Below are 22,502 nucleotides of genomic sequence, written 5' to 3'. Positions count from 1 at the left end.
GTCGTTTAACCTCTGCCGTGGCGTGGGGCAGTTGGTGCTGGTGTTGTTCGGCGTGTCGCAGCGGCATGAGGCGACCACCGCCTGATCATCTTGAAGTTCCTTCCAGAGAACTTTCGAGACGAAGACAGGCGGTGGCCGTGAGTATCAGTGTGCCCGATCGGCGGGCGGTCGGGGAAGAATCGGTCCCCGATCCGCGTGTCGACCTGGTGTCGTTCCGCGAAGAGTTCTACCGGTCTCTGCCGACCCGAGGTGATGCATTGTTCGAGTTGACCGATGCGCTGCTGTGTTCCGGCACCGCGGTTCGCACCCTGGTCGAGTTGTCACTGGCCGCCGAGCATCGGCGCGGTCACGGCGCCTTGTACGACGCAATCAACTGCGGCCGAATAGATTACACTCGGCTGCGCCGCGCCCTCGGCGGGCTGACAATCCCGCGTGATCGCGGCGGCCGGATCGTTCTGGCCGTCGACATCAGCGCCTGGTTGCGCCCGGATGCACCGACGAGTCCGCAGCGCGGGTTCTGCCACGTCTACGGCCACGGGAAGAATCAGGCACAGCTGATCCCGGGGTGGCCGTACTCGTTCGTCGCCGCCCTCGAGACCGGCCGTACCTCGTGGACGACGGTGCTCGACGCGGTCCGCCTACGCCCCGACGACGACGAAACCGCTGTGACGGCCACCCAGGTGCGTGAAGTGATCACGCGGTTGCGCGACGCCGGGCACCACCGCGACGGCGACCCGGACATTCTGCTGGTGTTCGACGCCGGGTACGAGCTGGCCCGGCTGGCGTTCGTGCTCGCCGACCTCCCGGTGCAGGTGCTGGGTCGGATGCGTTCGGACCGGGTGCTGTGCTTCCCGGCGCCGCCACCGGGCCGTACCGGGCGCCCACCCCGGCACGGTTCCGACTTCAAATTCGCCGACCCCCAGACCTGGCCCGAACCCGAGACCACCACCAGCACCGATACCGATCGCTACGGAACAGCCACCGCTGCGGCGTGGAATCGGTTGCACCCGAGGCTCGTCCATCGTGGCTCGTGGGCGGACCACCCGGGACCGCCACCGATCGTCGAAGGCACGGTGATCCGGCTGACGGTCGATCACCTGCCCGGGGACCGGCATCCCAAACCGGTGTGGCTCTGGTACTCACATCCTGGTGCGGGAACCGCCGATATCGACCGATTGTGGCAGATGTTTCTGCGGCGCTTCGACCTCGAACACACCTTCCGTTTCTTCAAGCAGACGTTGGGGTGGACCGCCCCGAAGCTCCGCAGTCCCGAGGCGGCCGACCGCTGGACCTGGATCGTGCTGGTGGCCTACGCCCAACTCCGGCTCGCCCGTCCTCTGGCCGAGGACCTACGCCGCCCGTGGGAACGGCCTGTCCCACCAACACGATTGACGCCGGCACGGGTTCGTCGAGGGTTTTCGCGCACCCGTGCGACGATGCCTGTTCCGGCCAGTGCACCGAAACCCAGTCGACCCGGACCCGGACGCCCACCCGGATCGAAAAACACCCACCGCGCACCGCATCACCACGTGGGCAAACGCGCCGAAACCAAAGCTAGAAAACCCGTCGGGGCCGCCTGCCCAGGTTAAAGATCAAGCTGAGAGTTCGGCTGTGAATGACAATTGGCCGCGGCCCGGGCGCACCCAGCCGGGCCGCGGCCGTCTTTCGAACCCAGTTCATGGGCCTCCACGTCCTGTGACTCCGAATCGACTCAAACCGAAGGGTTCCAATGACTGCCTACCAAGCGAGCAGCGCCGAAGCGTACCAGAAGCTCGGGCTGACCGGCGACAGCGTTGAGGCGTGGGAAGACGGACTACGGACCGATCCAGACCAAACCAGCTTCGAGTGGTGGTACTTCGACGCGCACTTTGATGACGGTTCCACCCTGGTCGTCGTATTTTCCACCAAACCGATGCTGTCACCGGCGCTCCCGCTGACGCCGCGGGTCACGGTTAACTTCGATCGGCCGGATGGTACCCACCTCGTGCGGGAGATAGACTTTGCACCGGATGAGTTTGCGGCGTCGACCACGGTCTGCGACGTACGTATCGGACCGAATCGGTTCGTAGGGGACCTGGATCGGTACAGCATCCGTGTCGACGACAAAGGCCTCACCGTCGACGTAACGCTCGAGCGGACGACCCGATCATGGCGGCCCGCCACCGGGCATATGTATTTCGATGACGGCACCGATGCAGGCCGCAAGTTCTTCGCATACCTGCCCGCTGTTCCAGACGGACAGGCTGAGGCGACAGTGACGGTCGATGGGCATTCGACGCACCTGAGCGGAACGGGCTATCACGACCACAATTGGGGTGACGCCCCGATGAACGAACTCATGCACCATTGGTGGTGGGGGCGAGCCAAGGTTGGTCCATTCGTGGTCATCACAGCCTTCATTACGGCGGAGCAGATCTACGGTGGCGGCACGATTCCGATCTTCTTCCTGAGCCGAGACGGCACCGTCCTCTCTGAGGCAGGACATATCGGCTTCGCTGCCAGCCCTAGTTATGTCGACGACTACACCGGCAAGCCGGTCGCGAAACGCCACCGCTACGAGTACAGCGGTCCCGATGGGCACTTCCGTGTGACCTGGGTACGCGAAAACGACATCTTTCGCCTCAACCTCAATGATATCTTCGATGGAGAACAGCGGGACAACGCCCTAGCTGCGGGATACAACCCGAGTTACCTCCGCTTTACTGGCACTGCGAAGATCGAGCGCCTCGAAAACGGAACTCCAGTCGAAACACATACGGCCCCAGCGATTTGGGATCTGATGTACTTCGGCCAGCCGCAGCTCCCAGCTGACAACCCAAGTCCGGAATCTGCTCCGACCCTCGACCCACCCGAGGCGACTAGATCGGACGATCTATCGTCGGAGCGCTGACGTCGGAGTCGACTTGTAGCTTCCCGATGTCGATCGTGGCGGCAGAATCTGGCTATTGGCTTGTGCGACTTGTCAGGACCGCCGAAGCGGGTCGACGTGGCCAAAGTTGGGCGACGGATAGAACGCACAAGCACCCGACCAGACTCAACCAGGAGGAGCCTCCGCCGCCACACTCGTCAGGTGAAACGAGGCGACGACACTTGCCGTGAGGCCCAGTGTCGGCGCCTCGTGGCGCCGAATTTGATTGCGAACCAGTCAGACCGTGCCGAAAGGCGTCAGACGACAGTGTTCAACTGGCCGGAGACGCCTGCGCGGTTGTACTCGTCTGCGAGGCGCTGCACAAGAGCGCTGACGCTGACCACGGCCCGCACACCGGTCGTCGAGTGTCCCGCGCTCCAGATGTCGGACCACCGATGTGCGACGACACCGTCTCGACCGAACTTTTGATTGGCTTCCTGCGCACTTACGTGCTCGTCGAGATCGGCCGGGTCGAGCCCTGCCTTTCGAATCGATGGAATCAGCATGTTCGCCGGTAGGCCCGTGAACGCTCGGGTCAGTACGATGTCGTCGATATCCGAGTCGACCAGGATCGTCTTGTACTCGGCTTCGGCTCGACTCTCCTCTGTCGCGATGAAGGCAGTTCCCATGTAGGCGAGGTCGCATTGGAGTACCTGCGTGGCACGTAGGGCGTAGCCATCACTGACGCCGCCGGCAAGTACTACCGGGCCGTCGAAGATGGCTCTGACGGCTCGGGCGAACGCGAACGGATTCACCCAACCGGTTTGCCCGCCGGCCCCCGCGGTCAACAGGATCAACCCGTCCGCGCCGGCGTCGATGGCCAGTCTGGCGTGACGAAGGGTAGCGACGTCAGCGAAGACCAACACGCCCCTCTCGTGCAGCGGACCGACCGCGGCTGCAGGCGAACCCACACTGATGATGACTATTTCGACGTTGTGGCGAAGGATGACGTCAAGGTCCTGGGCGAACCGTGGTGATCGCATGATCAGGTTAGGGGCATACGGCGCGTAGTTCGCGTCCACGGCGGAGTCGATCGCCCCAAGCCACTGGTCGAGTTCGTCGGCACTGCGAGCATTCGCTGTGGGGAACGCTCCGATGACCCCGGCCTTGGCGGCTGCGACTACGAGCTCTGGTCCGGAAACACGGAGCATCGGCGCTGCGATCACGGGGAGACGCAGTCGAGAAGTGATGCGGGGCGGCAGTCGCTGTATCATCAGGGTGTTTCCCATGTTCGGTCGGGCGGGCTTGTCGGTTCGGCGGCGTTCTCATGCGAGGCTTTGCATCGACGCTCGCCTGCACGCATCCATCTCGCGGAAGATGTTCCTGGACAGTCGTTGTAGTTGCTGTCCACTTATCTGCGGAGAACTCCGCCGATGGCGTGATGAGCAAGAATTTCAGCGATCTTCAACCGGCTGGAGTCACTGTCAGTGGGGTCGGGTCGATACCACACGGTAGACCAATTAAGTGCTCCCAACACAGCTTTGGTTGCAAGGTCGATGTCGACTGCATGCAAGGCACCTTCCTCGACGCCGACCTCGATTGCCGTTCGCCAGATCTGCTCGTAGGACCTCCGTACCTCGGCGATGCGCCGGAACGAGGACGTGTCGGAAGTGACCGCCCGCCCGATCATCAGGTTGATGTTGTGCAGAGTGACAACCTGCACGTCGTTCTGCTCAAGCAATACCAGGGTGTGCCGAACAGCCATTCGTTCCAGGCGCCGCGCGGAGTCGATCCCGGGTTCGTCGAGCACAGGCTGAACCGCGTCCGTCAGCATGTAGGCGGCTTCTGTCAGGATGTCGGCGAGAATCTCTGCCTTGCTGGTGTAGTAGTGGTAGACCCGACCTTTCGTCGCACCCATCTCCGCAGCCACATCGTCGATCCGCGCACCGCTGTAGCCCATGCGCGCGAACGTCTTTGCGGCGGCTGCAACGATCTCGCCGCGCGGCCCGGTCATCCTCAGCCTTGCACGCGGAACCCTGGCGTGTCCGTTCGGCGAAATGTCAACCACCAACCCACTGTAGCGTGATTCGAATAGGCATTGACCACCGATATGACCTGTGCCATACTCGCTGGTATGTCGACATACTAGCGAGTATGTCTCGACTTCGCCATAGGAGACCCGCATGGTTCCACAGTCACAGGATGTCGATCGCCTCAATTTGTCGAGCGACGAACTGTTGAGCACGACACGAAGTGTTCGAAAGCGATTGGACTTCGACCGTCCGGTCCCGCGAGAAGCATTGGTCGACTGCGTGCGCCTGGCGCTGCAGGCACCGTCCGGAAGCAATCGCTGGGTACTGCAATTCGTCGTCGTAACGGACGAGGCCCAGCGGAAAGCCCTCGCAGATGTTTACCGCCGAGGATTCGAGACTTACCGCACCATTCCCAGCTATATCGGAAACGTCGACAAGGGTAGTGACGAACGCAACGCCAATCAGCAGCGCACCGCCGGCTCCGCCGAATACCTGGCCGAGAATATGGAACGCGCACCGGCACTGGTCGTCGCGTGCGGAATGGGCAAGGCCGAGTCGGGCCCTCCGATCGCCAAGACCACCCTCCTGGGCAGTGTGCTGCCAGGCATGTGGTCCTTCATGCTCGCCGCACGTGAACGTGGTCTAGGGACCTCGTGGACGACCGTCATGCTCTTCCATGAACAGGAAGCAGCGGATGTTCTGGGGATACCGAATGATGAGGTAACGATCGGCGCCCTGACGCCCGTCGCCTACACGAAGGGCACATCCTTCAAACCTGCCATGCGACCCGATCCCGAAGAAGTTATTCACTGGGATCGCTGGTAGTCGCAATCTAGATACAGCGCACGCTATCCATCCGCCCACCCGTAACAGAAGAGAGAAATCATGTACAAGCTTTATGCATTCTGGTCCGCTCCGGCCGAATCGGACGTCGCAAGTTTCGAAGAGTACTACGCAGCGACGCACGTGCCGAGGGCCTCGGCGGTGCCCCATCTCGAATCCATCGTGACCACTCTGACCGCTGAAGGATTGGCCGGCGGGGAATCCGCTCACTACAGGGTGGCCGAGATGGCCTTCGCGACTAAAGCTGCCTTCGACGAGTGCGTGAAGTCGCCGGAGTGGGCAGAAATGCGTGCGTGTTCAGGTGACATCATCGAGAAGTACGGCGTCACCCTGACCGTCGCGATCGGCGAGGAAGTCACCGGTACCCCCACCCACAGCTGAGCTGTCTCGGGGAACTTCGAAACTTGATTGGACGAGCAACGAGATGAACACGGGCATACCGATTCCCGGCCTGATGATGGATTTCCCTCTGACCGTCCACCACCTGCTGCGGCGGATGCGAGACGTGTACCCGCACAGCAAGGTTGACACGGTCCGTGCGTCTGATGGCACCATCACAACGGCTTCCTACGCCGACGTCGTAGACCGAGCGTCTCGACTCGCAGCCGCCTTGACCGGGCTGGGTGTCAAGCCCGGTGACCGGGTCGGCACCTTCGCTTGGAACACGCAAGAACACCTCGAGTGCTACTACGGCGTGATGTGCCTTGGCGCCGTCCTCCACACCATCAATCTGAGACTGCACAACGACCAGATCGGCTACACGGTAAGGCATGCCGATGACCGGGTGATCCTCTTGGACGCATCGTTGGCCGAACAGTTCGCGCCAGTCCTTCGCGAATGCCCCGGGGTCGAGCACGTCATCGTGGTCGGTGATCTGCCCGAGGGAGTCGAGATCGAGGGAGCGATCTCTTACGAGAACCTGATTTCGCAGGCGCCGGCTACCATCGAGTGGCAGGAGTTCGACGAGACGGCAGCGGCGGCGCTGTGTTACACCTCGGGCACCACAGGAGACCCGAAAGGTGTTCTCTATTCGCATCGTTCGATCCTATTGCACGCATTGTCGATGTCGGGCACCGAGACCTTCCGTATCTCGAACGCAGACCGTGTGCTGTCGATCGTTCCCATGTTTCACGCAATGGGGTGGGGGCTTCCCTTCGTATGCGCATTGAGCGGGGCCGACCTGGTCATGCCGGGCCGCTTCCTACAGCCGGATCCCGTCATCACGGTTGTAGAGCAGCAGTACGTGACGTGGTCCTGCGGTGTCCCAACCGTGTGGATGGACGTTCTCAAGCGGTGCGACCAGCTTGCCGCCGAAGGCGTTCAGGTGCATCTGTCTTCACTGCGACGAATCCTGTCCGGCGGCACCCAGGTTCCCACCGAGCTCATGCGGGCCTACCGCGAGCAGTTTGACGTCGAAATGGTGCAGGGTTGGGGTATGACGGAAATCTTCCCCGGCGCAACCGTAGGTTCTCAAGACAGCGTGGCAGGCCAGTCGGAGAAGGCCATGTGGGACCAGCAGTCAGCGGCCGGCCGCTTGAGCCCGCTGTACGAGTTGCGCGTTGTCGACTCCGACAACGCCACCCTCCGCAACGACGGCATCGACGTCGGTGAGATCGAAGTACGTGGCCCCACAGTGGCATCCGCGTACTTCAACGCCCCCGACACGTCGGATAAATTCCACGACGGCTGGCTTCGAACCGGGGACGTCGGCACAGTGAGCAGTACCGGGTGGCTGAGAATATCGGACCGGTCCAAGGATGCGATCAAGTCCGGTGGAGAGTGGATTTCCTCGGTGGATCTCGAGGCAGCACTGATGGATCATAAATCGGTCCGAGAGGCAGCAGTGGTCGGTCGCCCCGACGACAGGTGGAGTGAACGGCCGTACGCTTTCGTCGTGACGGATCGCGCTGTTTCCGACGAGGAACTACGGGCGTTCCTCAGTGAACGCGTAGCTCGATGGTGGCTTCCGGACGCGTTCGAAACGATCACATCGATCCCGCGCACCAGTACGGGAAAGTTCGACAAGAAGCAATTGAGGCAACGGCTTCTGAACGGCACCCCTACCGACCAGGGCTGACACCGAAGTCGACTGTGGGCCTATCGGCGGTCGTCGGTAGGCCCACGTCGATGTCGGGGTGTGCTGGGCAACGTTGCCGCACAGGCTTTGCGGCAAGCACAAGCACGCCAGAACGGAGATCTTAGTACATGAGCATCAGACGAGTCGTGGTGGGTGAGAACGAGCACGGAAAGGCGGTGTTCCTTTCCGACGGACCAGCCCCTCTATCGCACTCCTTCGAACATCTCCCCGGGCAGAGCATGACTCGCCTCTGGAGGACATCGGACAGCAATCCCCACGGCACGGCAGGGGAGGAGCCAACCTCGCTCACAGGACCCATACTTCCACCCAAAGGTGGTTGCAGCTTCATTATCGTGGGGTACGCACCCGATTCGGTAGCTCTCGCGCCCGATTTCGATGGCGTCGCTGCAGGCGCTGAATTCACTACCTACGCTGCAGATTTGGTTGCCAGTATGGAACCGGATGATCCTGGAATGCACAGAACTAATACTGTCGACTTCGGAATCGTTCTGGATGGAGAAATCGTGCTCGAGATTGACGACGGCAACGAGACCCTTCTTCGAGCGGGAGAGACGTTTGTGCAACTTGGTGCGCGTCATGCCTGGCGAAACAGGTCGGACACGACAGCATTCGTGGCGTTTGTCCTTTCAGCCCCCGCATCCCGTGAGCAGCGCTGACGAAGCGGAGGCACGCGCGAGCACCAACCCCGCGGTCTGGACAGTTATTCGCGGGAAGTGCCACCCAGCGATCATTCACGACGCTGCCGTGATTCCGGCTCGGACTGAGCGCCCCGTTCTGCAGTGCCGGTTCGCCCGGGCGACCACGCCACGTCCTGCGGTCTGTCATCTTGGGGTGCCGGCTCACTCATCTCTTTCGGTCAGAGGATCAGAATGGCGATGCCAGCCGGCCCATCGTGTCCGAGTAGCACCCGTTCTGCGCGGACTGCCCGGGCGCGGTCACGTTGCTCAGCATCGATTGTCAGAGCCTGCGGACTGGTGGGGATGTGGTTCGTCGTCCGGCAACCCTGTCCATGCCTCGAAGTCGCTCGATGTGGGCGAGAACAGCTCGGTGCAGAACGATACGAACGCATCGGCGCGTGCCGTCAACACTCCTGGTACACCAATCAGCGCTATGTCGACTGTTGGTATGTCGTCGGCAATGGGCAGGGATACGACGTGACGTCCCTCGTGCGTCAAACTATGAGCCGATCGCTGCATCAGGATGGACCACCCGAGTCCGGCGCCGACCAGCGCTCGGGCACCTTCAACACTGCCGGTTCTGTAGCGCACAGTCGGTGCCACACCCAGGCTGCCCAGAGCCGATTGATAGAACTGCTGACTCGGTGGCACATCAACCATGACAAGCGGTTCGCTCTCAAGCTCGGCCAGCGATACAGAGTCCTGTCCTCCAAGACGATGGTGTGCAGGCAACAGAACGCGAGGACGCGCAGTGAACAGCTTCGTACGCACCAGATCGGAGCGAACCCCGAGGTCGATGATCAAAGCGAGTTCCACGTGCCCTGTCGTCAGTGCGTCCTGCAGTTCGGTGGTCGATCCCTCCAAGGAGGACAGCGTGACCTCGGGGTGGAGTTCGGTGAAGCCGCGGATCACGCGCGGCAGCAATGCTGAAGTGAGAGGCGGATGCACCCCTACCGTCATCGGACCCGACAATGTCCCGGAGAGTTCGCGCGCCGATCGCTCGAAGTCTTCTCCCTGCGCGAGCAGACGGCGGGCCTTGATCAGTAGTTCACGGCCAGCTGCGGTGAGTGCGATCCCCTTGGCCTGGCGTCGGTGGAACAACTGGACCCCCAGCCTCTTCTCGAGATCAGATATCGCCATCGAGAGAGCGGACTGCGACACGTGGAATCGGGCCGAGGCTCCGACCATGGTCCCATCCTCCGCGACCGCGACGAAGTACTCGACTTGCTTGAGGGTTGCCTTCACATCAGAATATTTTACTCTAGGTATGACTAACGTGAATTTGCTTGAAGACGAACTGTGACCCACGATACATAGGAGGTACTCGGCGGCGCCGCTGCCGCCAGCGGAAGGAGAGCAGTGTCTACCGAAAGCAGTTCTGTGCGAGAGCATTACGACATCGTCATCGTTGGGGCCGGACCAACCGGTTCGGCGATGGCCGGCGATCTGGGCCGTCGCGGCCGATCGGTGCTCTTACTGGAACGTGGTGACGGAGCAGTGTTCGACGCTCGCCTTCATTCAGTGAACATTCGAACCATGGAGTTGGCTCGCCATTGGGGGATCGAGACCGACCTACGCAACTGCGGCTGGCCATCCGAGCATCCTCAGGACGTTGTGTGGGGGTTCAACCTGCAGGACGACGAGGTCGCGCGGATCGACTGGCCGGCAATCTCGGAGATGACGCCCCCGGACTGCAGTCCTACGTTTGCTCAGCGATGCCCTCAAGTCTGGTTCAATCCCATTCTCCTCGACTTCGCGAGACGACAGACGTCGGTAGACGTCCGACTCCATCACGAGATGATTGGGTTCGAACAAGGTGAAGACGCCGTTCGGATCGATGTCCGTAGACCGAGCGGTGCCACGGTCGCCGTTCAGGGCTCCTACCTCGTGGCCGCCGATGGGGCACGAAGCAGCGTTCGGCGCGCACTCGGAGTTCCCACCGTCAAGTCCCCCGTGCTCGGAAGCTCGGCCGAGATCATCTTTCGGTGTCCCGAACTCAGTTCCTTGCCTCTGACCGGCAGCTTCGGACGCTTCACGGTTCTTGAACGGGACGGAATGTCGGTCTCCCTACTCCCGTTCGATGGCCAAGGAATGTACCGCTTGACGGTGATGGTTGGGGGTGGCGAGAAGACGGACGAGCAGATGAAGGAGATCATCCGCAGTTTGGCAGGCCTACCAGACGCTGACATCGAACTGCTGACTCCCGTGATGCCCTGGTCGAGCCGTGAGACCCTCGCGGAAGCCTTTCGAGTGGGAAGGGTGTTTCTCGCAGGGGACGCCGCCCACACCATGCCCACCACCGGCGGAATGGGGATGAACACAGGCGTCGGTGACTCGCTGGACCTCGGCTGGAAGCTCGATGCGGTACTAGCGGGCTGGGGCGGCGAAGGACTTCTGGACAGCTACGACATCGAACGGCGCGCCGCGGTAACACGAACAAGCAGCTTTGCGAGTGGTGTTTACAAGGATTGGGTGGCAACCAAGCACAGGTTCCAAAGTTCGTGGGATCTCATTGAGCAGGGTGGCTTGGCAGAACACGAGGGCCGCAAACTGCTCGCGGAAACCTTGCTGACCACGTTCAGTCGGGAGTACAACGCCGTGCCGGCCGCACTGGGCTATCGCTATGACCGATCGCCAGTGGTCATTCCCGATGGATCGCGGCCCCTCCCCGACGACGTCACGTCGTACGTACCGACAGCCGCGCCAGGTCACCGCGCACCTCATGTGTGGGTGGAACCCGGCAGGTCGACGCTCGACCTATTCGGTCCCGGCTTCACTTTGTTGATCATCGGCAGGCCTGCAGGGGAGGCGCAGGCACTGTCCGAAGCCGCCCAGAATGCTGGACTTCCCCTGGCAATCCTTTGCTATGATTTTGGTCCGGTGAGGGATGACCTCATGAGGGCATACGAAGCTCACTTCGTGCTGGTCCGACCGGACGGCCACGTCGCCTGGCGCGCACACAACCAACCCGACGATCCTGAACGCATCGTGGACATTGTGCGGGGGGTCGGACGAGTCGACGAGACGCAACACACGACCGGTGAGAGTGAACTCGCCCCGTCGCCGTTGCCTGTGACTTCCAGTTCTGGAGGGTGACAAATCGACACGGCTCGACCGACTAGATCTCTGTTAGCGACGAAATAGGTCCGTAAGGACGAGGAGTAGATGTGGCACCCATTGATGGCGGCTTGGTTCTCGCAAAGACGCTGCAAGGATTCGGAATAGACACTATTTTCACTTTGCACGGAGGGCACCTGGACTCAGTGCTTCGAGCTGCTGACAGTTTGGGCATCCGCCTGATCGACACTCGACATGAGCAGGCCGCAGGACTTGCGGCAATGGGGTTGGCGCATGCAACCGGCAAGGTCGGTGTTGCGCTGGTCACCGCGGGAGGCGGCGTGACCAACGTCGTGTCCGCAGCTGCCAATGCCTTGGCAGACGGTGTACCTCTGGTAATTCTTGGGGGGGCGCCACCCCTGAACGACGTTGACGCATTGCCGGCGAACAGCGGCATCGATCAGCTTGCGGTCATGGCCGGTGTCACCAAGCACTCCCTACGCATCACACACATCAGCCTTCTCGCCGAGCTGGTCGGCCGCGCATTTCGAATCGCGAAAGAAGGCCGGCCCGGACCGGTGTATCTCGATCTCCCGTCCGACGTCTTGTTCGACCAGATCGAGGAAGCGGATGTGGTCTTTCCGAATGGAGCAATGCGAGTCGCTCCCGCTGCGCCCTCGAGATCTGCCGTACTGGAAGTGCTTTCGCTGCTTCGAGGCGCTTCGAGGCCGGTCATTCTGGCAGGTGGAGGCGTCGTTCGAAGCGGAGCGTCCAACCTCCTCGTCGAGTTCGTCGAACGCACGGGTATTCCGGTACTGACCAACAACAAGTCCCGCGGTGTCATCCCTACGACAAGTCCGTTGTGGGGCCGCGGATTCAGTGCGCTGGGCGCGGCAAAGGCACGAGGGCACGGCGAGGCAGACGTCGTGGTGCTACTGGGCGCTCGAGTAGGTATCTATACCGGGGGACGACACAACTCCGTGATCCCGACATCAGCTCGCGTGATCCAGGTCGATGTAGAGCCTGAAGAGATGGGCCGCCTCCACGACGTGCATCTCGGCATCACATCCGATTGCCGAGAAATGCTGTCAGCACTGCTCGACGCGGACGATGCGACGTGGCCAGACTATTCGAACTGGGCAGCGTCATTGACGTCGCCGAGTGAGAGGAAGCGGAACGCGGGATCCGAAGCCGACGGAGTCCTCACGCCGGGACTGGTGGGCGCCGCGCTTGCCTCGTGTCTACCCGCCGACACCGTACTGGTAGCCGACGGCGGTGAAACACCCTCGTGGCTTGACGCCGCTGCCACAAGCGACACCGCTGGCCAGTGGTTCGGACACGGATACCTCGGAATCATGGGGGAAGGAATGCCCCTGGCGATCGGCGCACAGATCGCCTACCCCGACAAGCGGGTCGTGGTGTGGGTCGGAGACGGTGCAGTCGGTTTCAATTTCGCCGAGTTCGACACGATGGTCCGCCACAACCTGCCGATCGTCGTGGTCGTCAACAACGATCGGCAGTGGACGATGTCGGCACACGGCCAGGAACTGCTCTGGGGATCGACTCCGCGCCTGGCCGTCGACCTACGTGACACGCGCTACGACATCGCGGCCTCCGGCTTCGGAGCACATGCCGAATACGTAGAGAAGCTCGACGAACTCGCACCGGCACTCGAACGCGCACTGGCATCAGGTATGCCAGCATGCGTGAACGTCGCGACCAGCGCCATCGAAATTGCGCCAGTGACCAGGCGTTTCATGCGCGACGCAGCGCAAGCTGATTCGTCGGTGGCATCGAGCAGTGCGGCACTGACCGACAGCCCGTCGACAAGCCGGTGAAGGAAGGCAGCACGCAATGACTAAACGTCTGGAAAACAAGGTCGCCCTGGTCACCGGCGCGGCCCGCGGGCAAGGCCGCAGCCACGCGATCCGCCTCGCCACGGAAGGCGCCAACATCATCGCACTGGACGCTTGTGCGGATATCGCCAACACCCCGTATCCAGGAGCAACACTCGACGACCTCGAGGAAACCGAAGATGCCGTCAGATCCGCTGGCGGCAAGATTGTTACCGCACAAGTGGACGTGCGCAATATCGATGAGATCACCACCGCTACCGCCGACGGCGTGAGCCAGCTGGGACGACTCGACATCGTCTGCGCGAATGCCGGCATTCGGACGATCGCCGCAACGTCTGATCTCAGCGACGAGACATGGACAGAAACCATCGACATCAATCTGACCGGAGCCTGGCACACCTGCCGGGCTGCCATTCCACACCTGATGAATGCCGGGGGCGGCTCGATCGTCATCACCAGTTCCGTCGGCGGTTTGAAGGGATCGGCCAACCTTGCTGCGTACGTCGCTGCCAGCCACGGACTCGTGGGTCTAATGCGAAGTCTGGCCAAGGAACTGGCACCGATCGGCATTCGCGTCAACACCGTGAACCCCACAACCGTCGATACCGACATGACCCGGAACAGCTCGATGTACCACCTCTTGCTGCCCGATCGCGAATCACCTGGGTTCGACGAATGGGCCGATGCCAGCCGTAGCACCCACCCAATGGGGATCCCATATCTGGAAGCCGGTGACGTCAGCGGGACTGTCGCCTTTCTCGCCTCCGACGATGCCAAGTACATCACCGGAGTAGCGGTACCTATCGACGGAGGAGTGATCGGCCGATGACTGCCGCACAGGAACCGAGACGAGGAAGGCTGGAGGGTCAAGTCGCCCTCGTGACCGGCGCAGCACGCGGTCAAGGGCGAAGTCATGCTGTTCACCTCGCGCGTGAGGGCGCCGACATCATCGCGATCGACATCGACCGGCAGATACCGGGATTGCGTTATAAGACAGCAACTCAAGGCGATCTGGCCGAGACGATCCGCCAAGTCGAAGCACTCGGCCGCCAGGTGATTGCAGGCGTCGTCGACGTGCGTGATGCACCACGGATGCTCGAAGTGGTGCGGGCTGCAGTGGCCGAGCTCGGACGGCTCGACATCGTCGTCGCCAATGCCGGCGTCGCCTATACAGATCCGGCGCATCTGATGTCGTCGGAAATGTGGAGCACGGTGATCGACATCAATCTCACCGGTGTGTGGAACACATGCAACGCGAGCATCCCTCACCTCATCGAAGGTGGTCGAGGTGGGTCCATCATCATCACCAGTTCCGTTCTGGGCCTGAGCGGAAACAACAACACGACGGCATACGCAGCGTCGAAGCATGGCGTGGTCGGATTGATGAAGGTGCTGGCCGGCGAACTCGGCCCGCACAGGATTCGCGTCAATACCCTGCATCCCTCTCAGGTCAACACTCCAATGATCATGCATGAGGGCATGTTCCGAGTCTTTGCTCCTGAACTCGAGAACCCAACCAAGGACGACTTCGCCGAACGGTCCCTGAACATGCACCAGATGCCGGTTCCGTGGTCCGAACCCAGCGATATCAGTGAGGCGGTGTTGTTCTTGTGCTGTGACAGTGGCCGGTACATCACCGGTGTAACGCTCCCGATCGATGTCGGTCTGCTGTCGCGATGATCTTGACGACGAACACAGATCGAGTCAGACCGAACAGGGTTGGGATGGGCACTTGCCGCCAAACCCCTTTCAATGCTCCATGTTCGGTGCATCCGCGCCGTTCAATCTTGAGCTGCTTTCCCGCGCTCATGCAGTGACAGGAGAAAATAATGACAACGATGCGCGCAGCTCGGCTCCATGACTCGCACAGCCCACTTCGCATCGACGATGTTGAAGTTCCATCCCTTCGTCCCACCGATGTGCTTGTACGTGTCGAAGCCTGTGGCATCGTACCGAACTTGGCGAACATCCTCACTGCATTCGACGAAGTGGCACCCAACGGCTCGCTTCCGCCGTTGCCAGCGGTATTCGGACTGGACGCTGCCGGCGTAATCGAAGCCAAGGGTGATCAGGTGAGAGGGATGAACGTCGGCGATCGCGTCTACGTGAACCCTGCTCGCTACTGTGGGGCCTGCCGGGCGTGCCGTGCTGGCCGAACGGCGCACTGCGAGTACTACCTCTTTAACGGCTACTTCGGATTTACGCCCAAGTCCCGCGAGATGGTGTCCGACTACCCGCATGGCGGCTTGTGTGAGTACCTGGCTGCTCCGCAGTACAGTCTCGTCGCACTTCCCGACAGTGTGTCGTTTGAGGAAGCGTGCCGATTCGGGTACCTCGGGACCGGATTCCGGGCGCTGAAGAAGGCAGGGGTCAAACCCGGCGATGTTGTGCTCGTCAACGGAGTCAGTGGAACTCTCGGACTGGGCGTCGCGCTGTTGACGCTTGCCATGGGGGCTGGACTCATCATCGGGACCGGTCGTGATGCAGCCAAACTCGAACGGGTGAAGGAAATCGCACCCGACCGAATCGCGGTGTATACCAAAGCGGAGGCAACACAGAGTCTCGCCGACTACGCGGCAGAGCTCACTGACGGAGTCGGTGTTGACACGGTGGTCGACTGCCTGGCCAACGGAAGTCCCGCCGAGCCGTTTCTCGAGGCACTCGCTGCACTCGGCCGCGGGGGCTCACTCGTCAATATCGGAGCGGTTGGCGGTGCCGTCCCGATCACGATGCATGAGCTCATGGAGCGAGAGCAGCACATCTACGGTTCAATCTGGTTCACCACCGAACAGGCAGAAGAGATGGCAGCCCTCGCCGCGACCGGGTTGCTCAACCTGAGCCACCTCGAGCACAGAGTATTTCCCCTCGAGAAGGTCAATGAAGCAATTCAAACGGTCGTTAAGAAGGGCAATGGCGGTTTCGACAACTTCGTGGTGAACCCCCAACTCTGACGATCATCTCGGGCCATGCCGACAGGTGATGTCGTCAAGCAGGGAACGAGTCGGAGTGCCGCCGACCGTCGGTCGAAAAGGCCGTGAGGACACAATCGCTCTACTGCTGCGCAAGCAGTGATCACACTCCACGAATAAGGAGATCGCAGTGGAATTCAAGAATGACGGCTTCTTGCATCGGTCGGTCAAGCGCGACGATGGGACGTCGATCGCTTATACCAGCAAGGGCGACGGGCCGATGGTCCTCATGGTTCACGGTTTCCCGGAAAGCTGGTACTCGTTTCGCCACCAGATCGACGCGCTCGCTGAGGCAGGTTACTCGGCGGTCGCTATCCACCTCCGTGGATATGGCAACTCGGATAAGCCCACCAGTGGCGATTCGTACATCAGTCGTGAGACCGCGGCGGATGTGATCGCTGTCATCGATGACGCAGGATCCGAGCAAGCAGTCTTGATCGGGCACGACGTGGGGGCTGTAGTGGCGCAGAAGGCCGCCCTACTCTATCCGGACAGGATTTGCGGCCTGGTTCTCCTAAGCGTCCCCACGCTGCATCCATTCCCTGCAGACCCCCTCGAAGTCATGAAGAGCGTCTACCCGGACAATCTCTTTTACATGGATTACTTCCACGACGTCGAGACCGCCAGTCGCGAACTGGAGTCGGATATTCCGCGGTTTCTGAAGTTGGCCTTCCACTGGCTGTCGGGAACGCACCCGGACGACGACAGCATGCTGGTTAGACCGGCAGGTTCGCAATCTCTCCTCTCAGGACTTGAAGAGCCCAGCTCTTTGCCTGACTGGCTCAACGACGACGACTTCCAGTTTTTCGTCGACGAACTCACGGCAGGGGGATTGACGGGGCCGGTGAGCGCGTACCCGGCAGTTACTCTGGACCACTATGACCTTGCGGAGTACGCAAGCCAGCAGATTGAAGCCCCCACCATGTTTGTTGGTGGGGATCGCGATTCGTCGCGAGCGCTGTTCGGCTACGACTCCTTTGCCGAGCCCCTCTCGCGATGCACTGACCCTCGTGGCGCACATATCCTTCCGGGTATCGGCCATTGGATTCAGCAGGAGGCACCGGACCAAGTAAGTGCCCTTGTGCTCGAATTCCTCGACGAAATCAAACTCCCCACGTAAGTCGATCGCGTCTCGCCTCCGGTTGCACCAGGAGGTCCGTGATCATTACCGCCACTCTCGCTTTCGTGACCTGTGCGCCTTGTCGGTGCAGTCGGGACAGATGAGCTAGGTAAGACACATAGCCGTATAGCGAGCCAGGAACCGGCAAACGCCGCCTACATCTCCCTTCGCCACTGACGCGGCGCTGGTGAGGTTTGGCGCGGGCGAACAACACATTCGGAGTGATCGAGGGCGGCCCCATTCCATAGTGGTGGCATCGATGGGGTGTACGCGCAGGCAGAGAGTAACCGCCCTGCGCTCGCGACCGGGCAGAAGTTGGCCGTGCGCGACTCCGTGGATCGCGACGTCCGCTGCCTCGTTAGCCGAGGGCCGGGATGACGCGGGAAGAGGCCGACGCGCGGCTATCACCCCGTGCAGGTCGCCCTCGACATCGAGGAGCCACGGACCACGATGGCTCGCTATCCGGTCCTCGGCAGCGCGAGAACCTCCAGCCACGGAATCGAGGCGAAATGGCGCTGAAGTCAGACCTATTCTTCGCACACCGAAAAGAATCGTGCAGCCAGGCCATGAATGAAACCCGCCAATCAAGAGCAGAGGCCCGACCAGACTCTTCTGGACCCGACTTCGTCATCGAGGTACTAACAGAACCAACGAGCAGATTCGACCGGATCTGGGTCCAGCGGGCACTCGTCATCTGCCGCTACCTCGACACTGTCCACTCTCTATCCACCTCCAGTCGCGCTGTCGTCGCTTTCGCCATCATGTGGGCCCCGTATGGCGGATCCGCCCCAGAAGACCTCCTCGTGACCTTCGGAGTGAATAGGGCCAGGTTCTTGGAGCTCCTCGCGACAGCGCTCAATCCCAATCATGTCGAGCAACAAACTGTTCAAGACGCCAAGTCTGGCCTGTACAACGACCTGCTACAAGCCTGGAACAGATGCGGAACCCCGAGAATTCTGCAGTCGGTGGCAGCCTTTCCCCTGACGACTGGGCCTTCGAGATCGTAGGAGACGAGGCGTGTGGATCTCGACTCAACGACGCACAGGAGTTGCCCGACGATTCAGTCTTGTACGTGATGGGCTGGTCATGGTGATTAGCGGGCAGTCGTGGGGTTGGCCTTGGTCGGAGACTGCAATTCGTGGCACGTGGCGGTCTCGCATTGGAATATCTAACGCTTGCTAAGTAGTCTGTGGGCGGGCGTGGGCTTGAACCCTCTAGCACTGACCCATGCAGCGTCACGGTGACGCGTAGGCGTCAGGACCCGCCGTCGGCCGGTGCGCCTGAGATCACATCCCACGGAGGAAGATAATGAGAGCAGTACAACTCGTCGCATCGGTCGGACTGACGGGGATACGCATCTCCGACATACCCGAGCCTGAACATGTCGATGATCTGGTTGTAGTGGATCTCTACGCAGCTGGAGTGTCCTATCCGGACCTGCTCCAGTGCACCGGCAGTTACCAGGTGGTTAAACCCTTGCCGTCAATCCTAGGAGTTGAAGGCGCCGGCACTGTGCGGTCGGCTCCGGAGCGAACCGGGTTGAGTGTCGGACAGCGAGTGGCAGTTCTGTGCTTTGACGGATCATGGCAGCAGACAGTTGCCGTGCATCCGAATATGGTTTTTCCGCTTCCAGATTCGGTATCGATCGCCGCCGGCGCGGGCTTCCTCATGAACTACCTCACCGTGCACTTCGCGCTTGACGAGCGAGCCCACTTCCACGAAGGCGAGAGCATTCTCGTGCATGGTGCCGCCGGTGGCGTTGGCACCGCAGCATTGCAGGTCGCGTCTGCACTGGGCCTCGAGACATGCGCAGTGGTCAGCAGCGAGGACAAGGCGCTCGTCGCGAAGGCAAACGGCGCCAGGCATATTGTCCTCGCTGACGGATTCAAAGACGAGGTCCGAAAGCTGACTGGAGATCGAGGCGTCGATATTGTCCTCGACCCGGTTGGCGGCGACCGCTTCACCGACAGCTTGCGCTGTCTCGCAACCAATGGCCGCGCCGTGGTACTCGGCTTCGCTGCGGGTGACATCCCAACGGTCAAGGTGAACAGACTGCTCTTGAAGAACATTTCTGTGGTGGGCGCCGGATGGGCCGAATACGTCCGCGAGCACCCGGACTACCTCGCACGACAGTGGGAGAAGCTCCAGCCTTTGCTGGCTTCAGGGGTGATGCAGGTTCCCGAGCCGACCGTCTATGCAATCGACGACGCTGTCGAGGCCCTTGCTTCGATAGAAGACCGTCGCGCCACGGGAAAAGTCGCACTCAACCTGCGATAACGGCCCAGAGCTGCGCAGGAACCAAGCCCACCAAACTCGCCGAGCGCATCGCTATTGGCTGCTGACCTCACGTTGCCCAGGTTTGGCATCGATGCACGGACAAACTTAACAGGAAGGCGCAATCACATGAACAGTGATACTCGGTCCGTCGTAGAAACCCGTCGTTCTCAACAACTTCCGGACAGTGCTGCAGAAACCCTGGAGCACCTCCTTGCCGTGCGAGTGAGCTACCGCTCGTTCCATCCCGATCCGGTCGCCGAGGACACGCTCGACCGGATCCTTCGAACGGCCCAGTTGACAGCGTCATGGTGCAACAGCCAATCCTGGAAAGTCGCGATCACACGCGGAGTAGGGACCGATCGGCTTCGCGCCGCCCTCACCGACGCAGCGATTAGCGGTGGGGCTGAGGAAACGGACATTCCTTTCCCCCGAGAGTATCGGGGCGTACACCGCGACCGCCGCCGCGAGAGCGGATTCCAGCTCTACAACGCGTTGGGGATTGAGCGCGGAGATCGCACCCGCCAGATGCAGCAGACACTGGAGAATTTCAACTTCTTCGGCGCGCCTCATGTCGCGATCATTCATACCGACGAGGCTTTGGGTCCCTATGGTGCGGTGGATTGTGGAGGCTACGTGAGTACTTTCCTGCTCACTGCGGCGGCACACGGTGTCGGAACAATCGCACAGGCGGCACTTGCGATGTACCCGAGTGTGCTGAGGGAGCAGCTGGACCTACGGGAAGATCGCACCATCGTGTGTGGAATTTCCTTCGGTTACCCCGATATCGAGCACCCAACTAACAGCTATAGGACCACACGTGCACCGATTGACCAGGTCATCGACTGGATCGACAGCTGATGCCTGAATTCTCGAACGACGACTATCGGGTAAGTACTGAACGCCACGGTCGGGTGTTTCTAATCCGAATGGAGCGCCCGGACAAGCGGAACGCTGTGGACGCGGCGATGACTGCAGGCCTTGATGCTGCGTTCAATGAACTGGACGACGACCCTGACCTCTGGTGCGGAGTACTGAGCGGTGGGGATGATGTCTTTTGCGCTGGAACGGATCTTGCGGCTGGTCCAGGGGCTCCGACCGTCCGCGGCGGCAGGTACGGGGTGATCTCGAGAAGGCGAACCACACCGTTGGTCGCAGCAGTGGAGGGCTCCGCCTACGGTGGAGGATTCGAGCTTGTCCTGACGTGCGACATAGTGGTAGCCAGCCATTCCGCTCGATTCGCGCTACCGGAAGTCACTCACGGTGTAGTTGCCAACGCTGGCGCACGATTTCGTGGTCAGCCCGCGCTATCGCCCCACCTTGCCAAAGCGCTCCTTCTCACCGGTCGGCCGTTCGGTCCCGACCGAGCGCAGTCGGTCGGACTCGTGCACGAAGTCGTTGCTGCCGGCCACGCCGAGGAGGCAGCGCTGGCGACGGCTGCCCAAATCGCAGCTAACTCCCCGGTCGCGTGCAAGCGACACTGCGGGCGGTGGAAGCAACGCTGCATGACGGTGATGAGCGTGGATGGGAACTGACTGCTGAAGCCGAGTCGCGAGCTACCGCATCAGCGGACTTTCGGGAAGGAATTAATGCGTTCCTGGAGAAGCGCCGACCTGCCTGGAGCGGTCGATGAGCCAGGCCGCACGTGTGGGCCTATCGATGGAGTCGGGCTGAGGAATCGGTGAGCGCTCGGATCGTTGTCGGTGCTCACCGCTTCGCGTCGGGAAGCTCGTTAAGAGCGTGTCTCATGTGGGTGAAGTGATGTGTGGGACATAATGCGACGCGTGTAGACGGGTTGTCACTGAGGTTGGTTCCGGATGCGTTGTGGGAGATAGCTGAACCATTGATTCCACGTTTGTCGCCCGCGCCGCAGGGAGGTGGTTGTGCGCCGGCGGACGATCGGGCGCTGTTCACCGCGATCGTGTACGTGCTCACCAGCGGATGTGCGTGGCGGCACCTGCCGCCTTCATGCGGGGGACCGTGCCGACCGCGCATCGACGGATCAGTGCCTGGGTGTGGGATGGGGTGTTCGTGAAGCTCCATCTCGAGGTGCTCGATCGGCTCGCTAGCGCGGGCGAACTCGACTGGACGGCAGCGATCCTGGACGCGGCAAGCGTGCGGGCGAAAATGGGGGCTCGCTGACCGGTCCTAGCCCGGTCGACCGTGGCAAGAAGGGCTCGACGATGCGCGTCCTGTTCGAAGCAAATAGAATCCCACTGGTCGTGTGCGTGACCGGGCGAACACCCTTGGGCATCACGATGCTGCAACTATTGGTGGCAGCGATTCCGGCAACGAAGTCTCGGCGCGGGGAAAGCTTCGTGCCGACGAGGGTTACGACTACGACATTCACCGGTGTGGTTGGTCTATGGCAGAAGGGAACCGTGATGCGGTCCTGGCTACTCGAACTTCGGGTGGCTGCACTTCGGCAAGTCCCAGGACTGAGTTCGCTGTCCGGGTACACCGAGCTCGGGGGAGGGGCGTTGGACCCTCGAGGAGGCTATCCCCCGTATGGTGCCGGCTCCGGTTCCGGTCATGTCGGCCGCATTGTTCGCGCGATTCGCCTCCCGACAATCGGATTCGCCGACGATGAAGGCGGTGTCGGCGCTACGTCAGCAATTCGATGGACATCAGGTTCGAACTTTGGAGGTACAGAAGTGATCAGGTTGGGTTACAAGGCGTCTGCGGAGCAGTTCGGTCCGCGGGAGTTGGTGGAGCTGGGTGTGCTGG

General features: G+C 61.4%; 18 protein-coding genes and 2 pseudogenes. 17 read left to right on the top strand and 3 right to left on the bottom strand.

Going from position 1 to position 22,502, the window contains the following annotated elements:
• The first annotated feature begins 137 nt into the window (after nt 1–137).
• Together P3H15_RS43920 and P3H15_RS43915 are read left to right on the top strand one after the other, a co-directional pair.
• Nucleotides 138–1,589 (top strand): NF041680 family putative transposase, encoded by a 1,452-nt coding sequence (locus P3H15_RS43920; RefSeq protein ID WP_276143036.1) that lies wholly within the window; start codon nt 138–140, stop codon nt 1,587–1,589.
• Nucleotides 1,590–1,729: 140 nt separating this feature from the next.
• On the top strand, nt 1,730–2,890 hold the full coding sequence (locus P3H15_RS43915; protein ID WP_276143035.1) for a hydroxyneurosporene dehydrogenase: 1,161 nt from the start codon (nt 1,730–1,732) through the stop codon (nt 2,888–2,890).
• A 275-nt stretch (nt 2,891–3,165) separates the two neighbouring features.
• Here P3H15_RS43915 and P3H15_RS43910 read toward each other — a convergent pair whose 3' ends face one another.
• Nucleotides 3,166–4,122 (bottom strand): nitronate monooxygenase family protein, encoded by a 957-nt coding sequence (locus P3H15_RS43910; RefSeq protein WP_276143034.1) that lies wholly within the window; start codon nt 4,120–4,122, stop codon nt 3,166–3,168.
• 137 nt (nt 4,123–4,259) lie between these two features.
• The gene (locus tag P3H15_RS43905) at nt 4,260–4,862 is read right to left on the bottom strand and encodes a TetR/AcrR family transcriptional regulator (RefSeq protein WP_276143033.1); all 603 of its coding nucleotides are present in this window, start codon (nt 4,860–4,862) and stop codon (nt 4,260–4,262) included.
• A 169-nt stretch (nt 4,863–5,031) separates the two neighbouring features.
• Between P3H15_RS43905 and P3H15_RS43900 the strand changes: the two genes are divergently transcribed.
• The 4 genes from P3H15_RS43900 to P3H15_RS43885 all read left to right on the top strand — a co-directional run bounded on the left by P3H15_RS43900 (nt 5,032) and on the right by P3H15_RS43885 (nt 8,478).
• A complete protein-coding gene (locus P3H15_RS43900; RefSeq protein WP_276143032.1) occupies nt 5,032–5,706 on the top strand; it encodes a nitroreductase family protein in 675 nt (224 codons plus the stop codon).
• Between the two features lie 60 nt (nt 5,707–5,766).
• Entirely contained in the window at nt 5,767–6,105 is a 339-nt protein-coding gene (locus tag P3H15_RS43895; RefSeq protein WP_276143031.1) for an EthD family reductase, read from the top strand.
• Between the two features lie 43 nt (nt 6,106–6,148).
• Nucleotides 6,149–7,801, top strand: a complete 1,653-nt coding sequence (locus P3H15_RS43890; protein WP_276143030.1) for a long-chain-fatty-acid--CoA ligase — start codon at nt 6,149–6,151, stop codon at nt 7,799–7,801.
• A 353-nt stretch (nt 7,802–8,154) separates the two neighbouring features.
• On the top strand, nt 8,155–8,478 hold the full coding sequence (locus P3H15_RS43885; RefSeq protein WP_276143029.1) for a cupin domain-containing protein: 324 nt from the start codon (nt 8,155–8,157) through the stop codon (nt 8,476–8,478).
• 288 nt (nt 8,479–8,766) lie between these two features.
• Here P3H15_RS43885 and P3H15_RS43880 read toward each other — a convergent pair whose 3' ends face one another.
• Nucleotides 8,767–9,744, bottom strand: a complete 978-nt coding sequence (locus P3H15_RS43880) for a LysR family transcriptional regulator (protein ID WP_276143028.1) — start codon at nt 9,742–9,744, stop codon at nt 8,767–8,769.
• 114 nt (nt 9,745–9,858) lie between these two features.
• Here P3H15_RS43880 and P3H15_RS43875 point away from each other — a divergent pair, with 114 nt between their 5' ends.
• The 11 genes and pseudogenes from P3H15_RS43875 to P3H15_RS43825 all read left to right on the top strand — a co-directional run.
• Nucleotides 9,859–11,595, top strand: a complete 1,737-nt coding sequence (locus P3H15_RS43875; RefSeq protein ID WP_276143027.1) for an FAD-dependent monooxygenase — start codon at nt 9,859–9,861, stop codon at nt 11,593–11,595.
• Between the two features lie 71 nt (nt 11,596–11,666).
• A complete protein-coding gene (locus P3H15_RS43870) occupies nt 11,667–13,394 on the top strand; it encodes a thiamine pyrophosphate-binding protein (RefSeq protein ID WP_276143026.1) in 1,728 nt (575 codons plus the stop codon).
• A gap of 16 nt (nt 13,395–13,410) precedes the next feature.
• Complete coding sequence (locus P3H15_RS43865) at nt 13,411–14,241, top strand: mycofactocin-coupled SDR family oxidoreductase (protein WP_276143025.1); 831 nt, start codon at nt 13,411–13,413, stop codon at nt 14,239–14,241.
• Entirely contained in the window at nt 14,238–15,092 is an 855-nt protein-coding gene (locus P3H15_RS43860) for a mycofactocin-coupled SDR family oxidoreductase (RefSeq protein ID WP_276143024.1), read from the top strand. Before P3H15_RS43865 ends, P3H15_RS43860 begins: the two co-directional genes overlap by 4 nt.
• Before the next feature lie 149 nt (nt 15,093–15,241).
• Nucleotides 15,242–16,363, top strand: a complete 1,122-nt coding sequence (locus P3H15_RS43855) for an alcohol dehydrogenase catalytic domain-containing protein (RefSeq protein ID WP_346348849.1) — start codon at nt 15,242–15,244, stop codon at nt 16,361–16,363.
• Between the two features lie 148 nt (nt 16,364–16,511).
• Nucleotides 16,512–17,501: an alpha/beta fold hydrolase gene (locus P3H15_RS43850; RefSeq protein ID WP_276143023.1), complete on the top strand. Its 990-nt coding sequence runs from the start codon at nt 16,512–16,514 to the stop codon at nt 17,499–17,501.
• 1,308 nt (nt 17,502–18,809) lie between these two features.
• The gene (locus P3H15_RS43845) at nt 18,810–19,778 is read left to right on the top strand and encodes an NADPH:quinone oxidoreductase family protein (RefSeq protein WP_276143022.1); all 969 of its coding nucleotides are present in this window, start codon (nt 18,810–18,812) and stop codon (nt 19,776–19,778) included.
• Nucleotides 19,779–19,904: 126 nt separating this feature from the next.
• Nucleotides 19,905–20,636 carry a nitroreductase gene (locus tag P3H15_RS43840; RefSeq protein WP_276143021.1) on the top strand — a complete coding sequence of 244 codons (732 nt, stop codon included), beginning with the start codon at nt 19,905–19,907 and terminating at the stop codon, nt 20,634–20,636.
• Nucleotides 20,636–21,310 (top strand): enoyl-CoA hydratase-related protein, encoded by a 675-nt coding sequence (locus P3H15_RS43835; protein ID WP_346348848.1) that lies wholly within the window; start codon nt 20,636–20,638, stop codon nt 21,308–21,310. The genes P3H15_RS43840 and P3H15_RS43835 overlap by 1 nt, the downstream gene beginning before the upstream one ends.
• A 230-nt stretch (nt 21,311–21,540) precedes the next feature.
• A pseudogene (locus P3H15_RS43830) lies at nt 21,541–22,128 on the top strand (IS5 family transposase); the annotation flags it as partial.
• A gap of 1 nt (nt 22,129) precedes the next feature.
• Nucleotides 22,130–22,433: pseudogene (locus P3H15_RS43825) on the top strand (6-phosphogluconate dehydrogenase); the annotation flags it as partial.
• Between the last annotated feature and the right edge of the window lie 69 nt (nt 22,434–22,502).

The organism is Rhodococcus sp. T2V, from assembly GCF_029269925.1.
GTDB classification, from domain to species: Bacteria; Actinomycetota; Actinomycetes; order Mycobacteriales; family Mycobacteriaceae; genus Rhodococcus_F; species Rhodococcus_F koreensis.
This window is presented reverse-complemented; position numbering and strand designations above follow the sequence as displayed.

Excerpts from the sequence above, each read along its gene's own strand:
- P3H15_RS43915 (WP_276143035.1), top strand. The coding sequence starts at position 1,730 with ATGACTGCCTACCAAGCGAGCAGCGCCGAAGCGTACCAGAAGCTCGGG.
- P3H15_RS43910 (WP_276143034.1), bottom strand. The coding sequence starts at position 4,122 with ATGATACAGCGACTGCCGCCCCGCATCACTTCTCGACTGCGTCTCCCC.
- P3H15_RS43905 (WP_276143033.1), bottom strand. The coding sequence starts at position 4,862 with ATGACCGGGCCGCGCGGCGAGATCGTTGCAGCCGCCGCAAAGACGTTC.
- P3H15_RS43900 (WP_276143032.1), top strand. The coding sequence starts at position 5,032 with ATGGTTCCACAGTCACAGGATGTCGATCGCCTCAATTTGTCGAGCGAC.
- P3H15_RS43895 (WP_276143031.1), top strand. The coding sequence starts at position 5,767 with ATGTACAAGCTTTATGCATTCTGGTCCGCTCCGGCCGAATCGGACGTC.
- P3H15_RS43890 (WP_276143030.1), top strand. The coding sequence starts at position 6,149 with ATGAACACGGGCATACCGATTCCCGGCCTGATGATGGATTTCCCTCTG.
- P3H15_RS43865 (WP_276143025.1), top strand. The coding sequence starts at position 13,411 with ATGACTAAACGTCTGGAAAACAAGGTCGCCCTGGTCACCGGCGCGGCC.
- P3H15_RS43860 (WP_276143024.1), top strand. The coding sequence starts at position 14,238 with ATGACTGCCGCACAGGAACCGAGACGAGGAAGGCTGGAGGGTCAAGTC.
- P3H15_RS43855 (WP_346348849.1), top strand. The coding sequence starts at position 15,242 with ATGACAACGATGCGCGCAGCTCGGCTCCATGACTCGCACAGCCCACTT.
- P3H15_RS43845 (WP_276143022.1), top strand. The coding sequence starts at position 18,810 with ATGAGAGCAGTACAACTCGTCGCATCGGTCGGACTGACGGGGATACGC.
- P3H15_RS43840 (WP_276143021.1), top strand. The coding sequence starts at position 19,905 with ATGAACAGTGATACTCGGTCCGTCGTAGAAACCCGTCGTTCTCAACAA.
- P3H15_RS43835 (WP_346348848.1), top strand. The coding sequence starts at position 20,636 with ATGCCTGAATTCTCGAACGACGACTATCGGGTAAGTACTGAACGCCAC.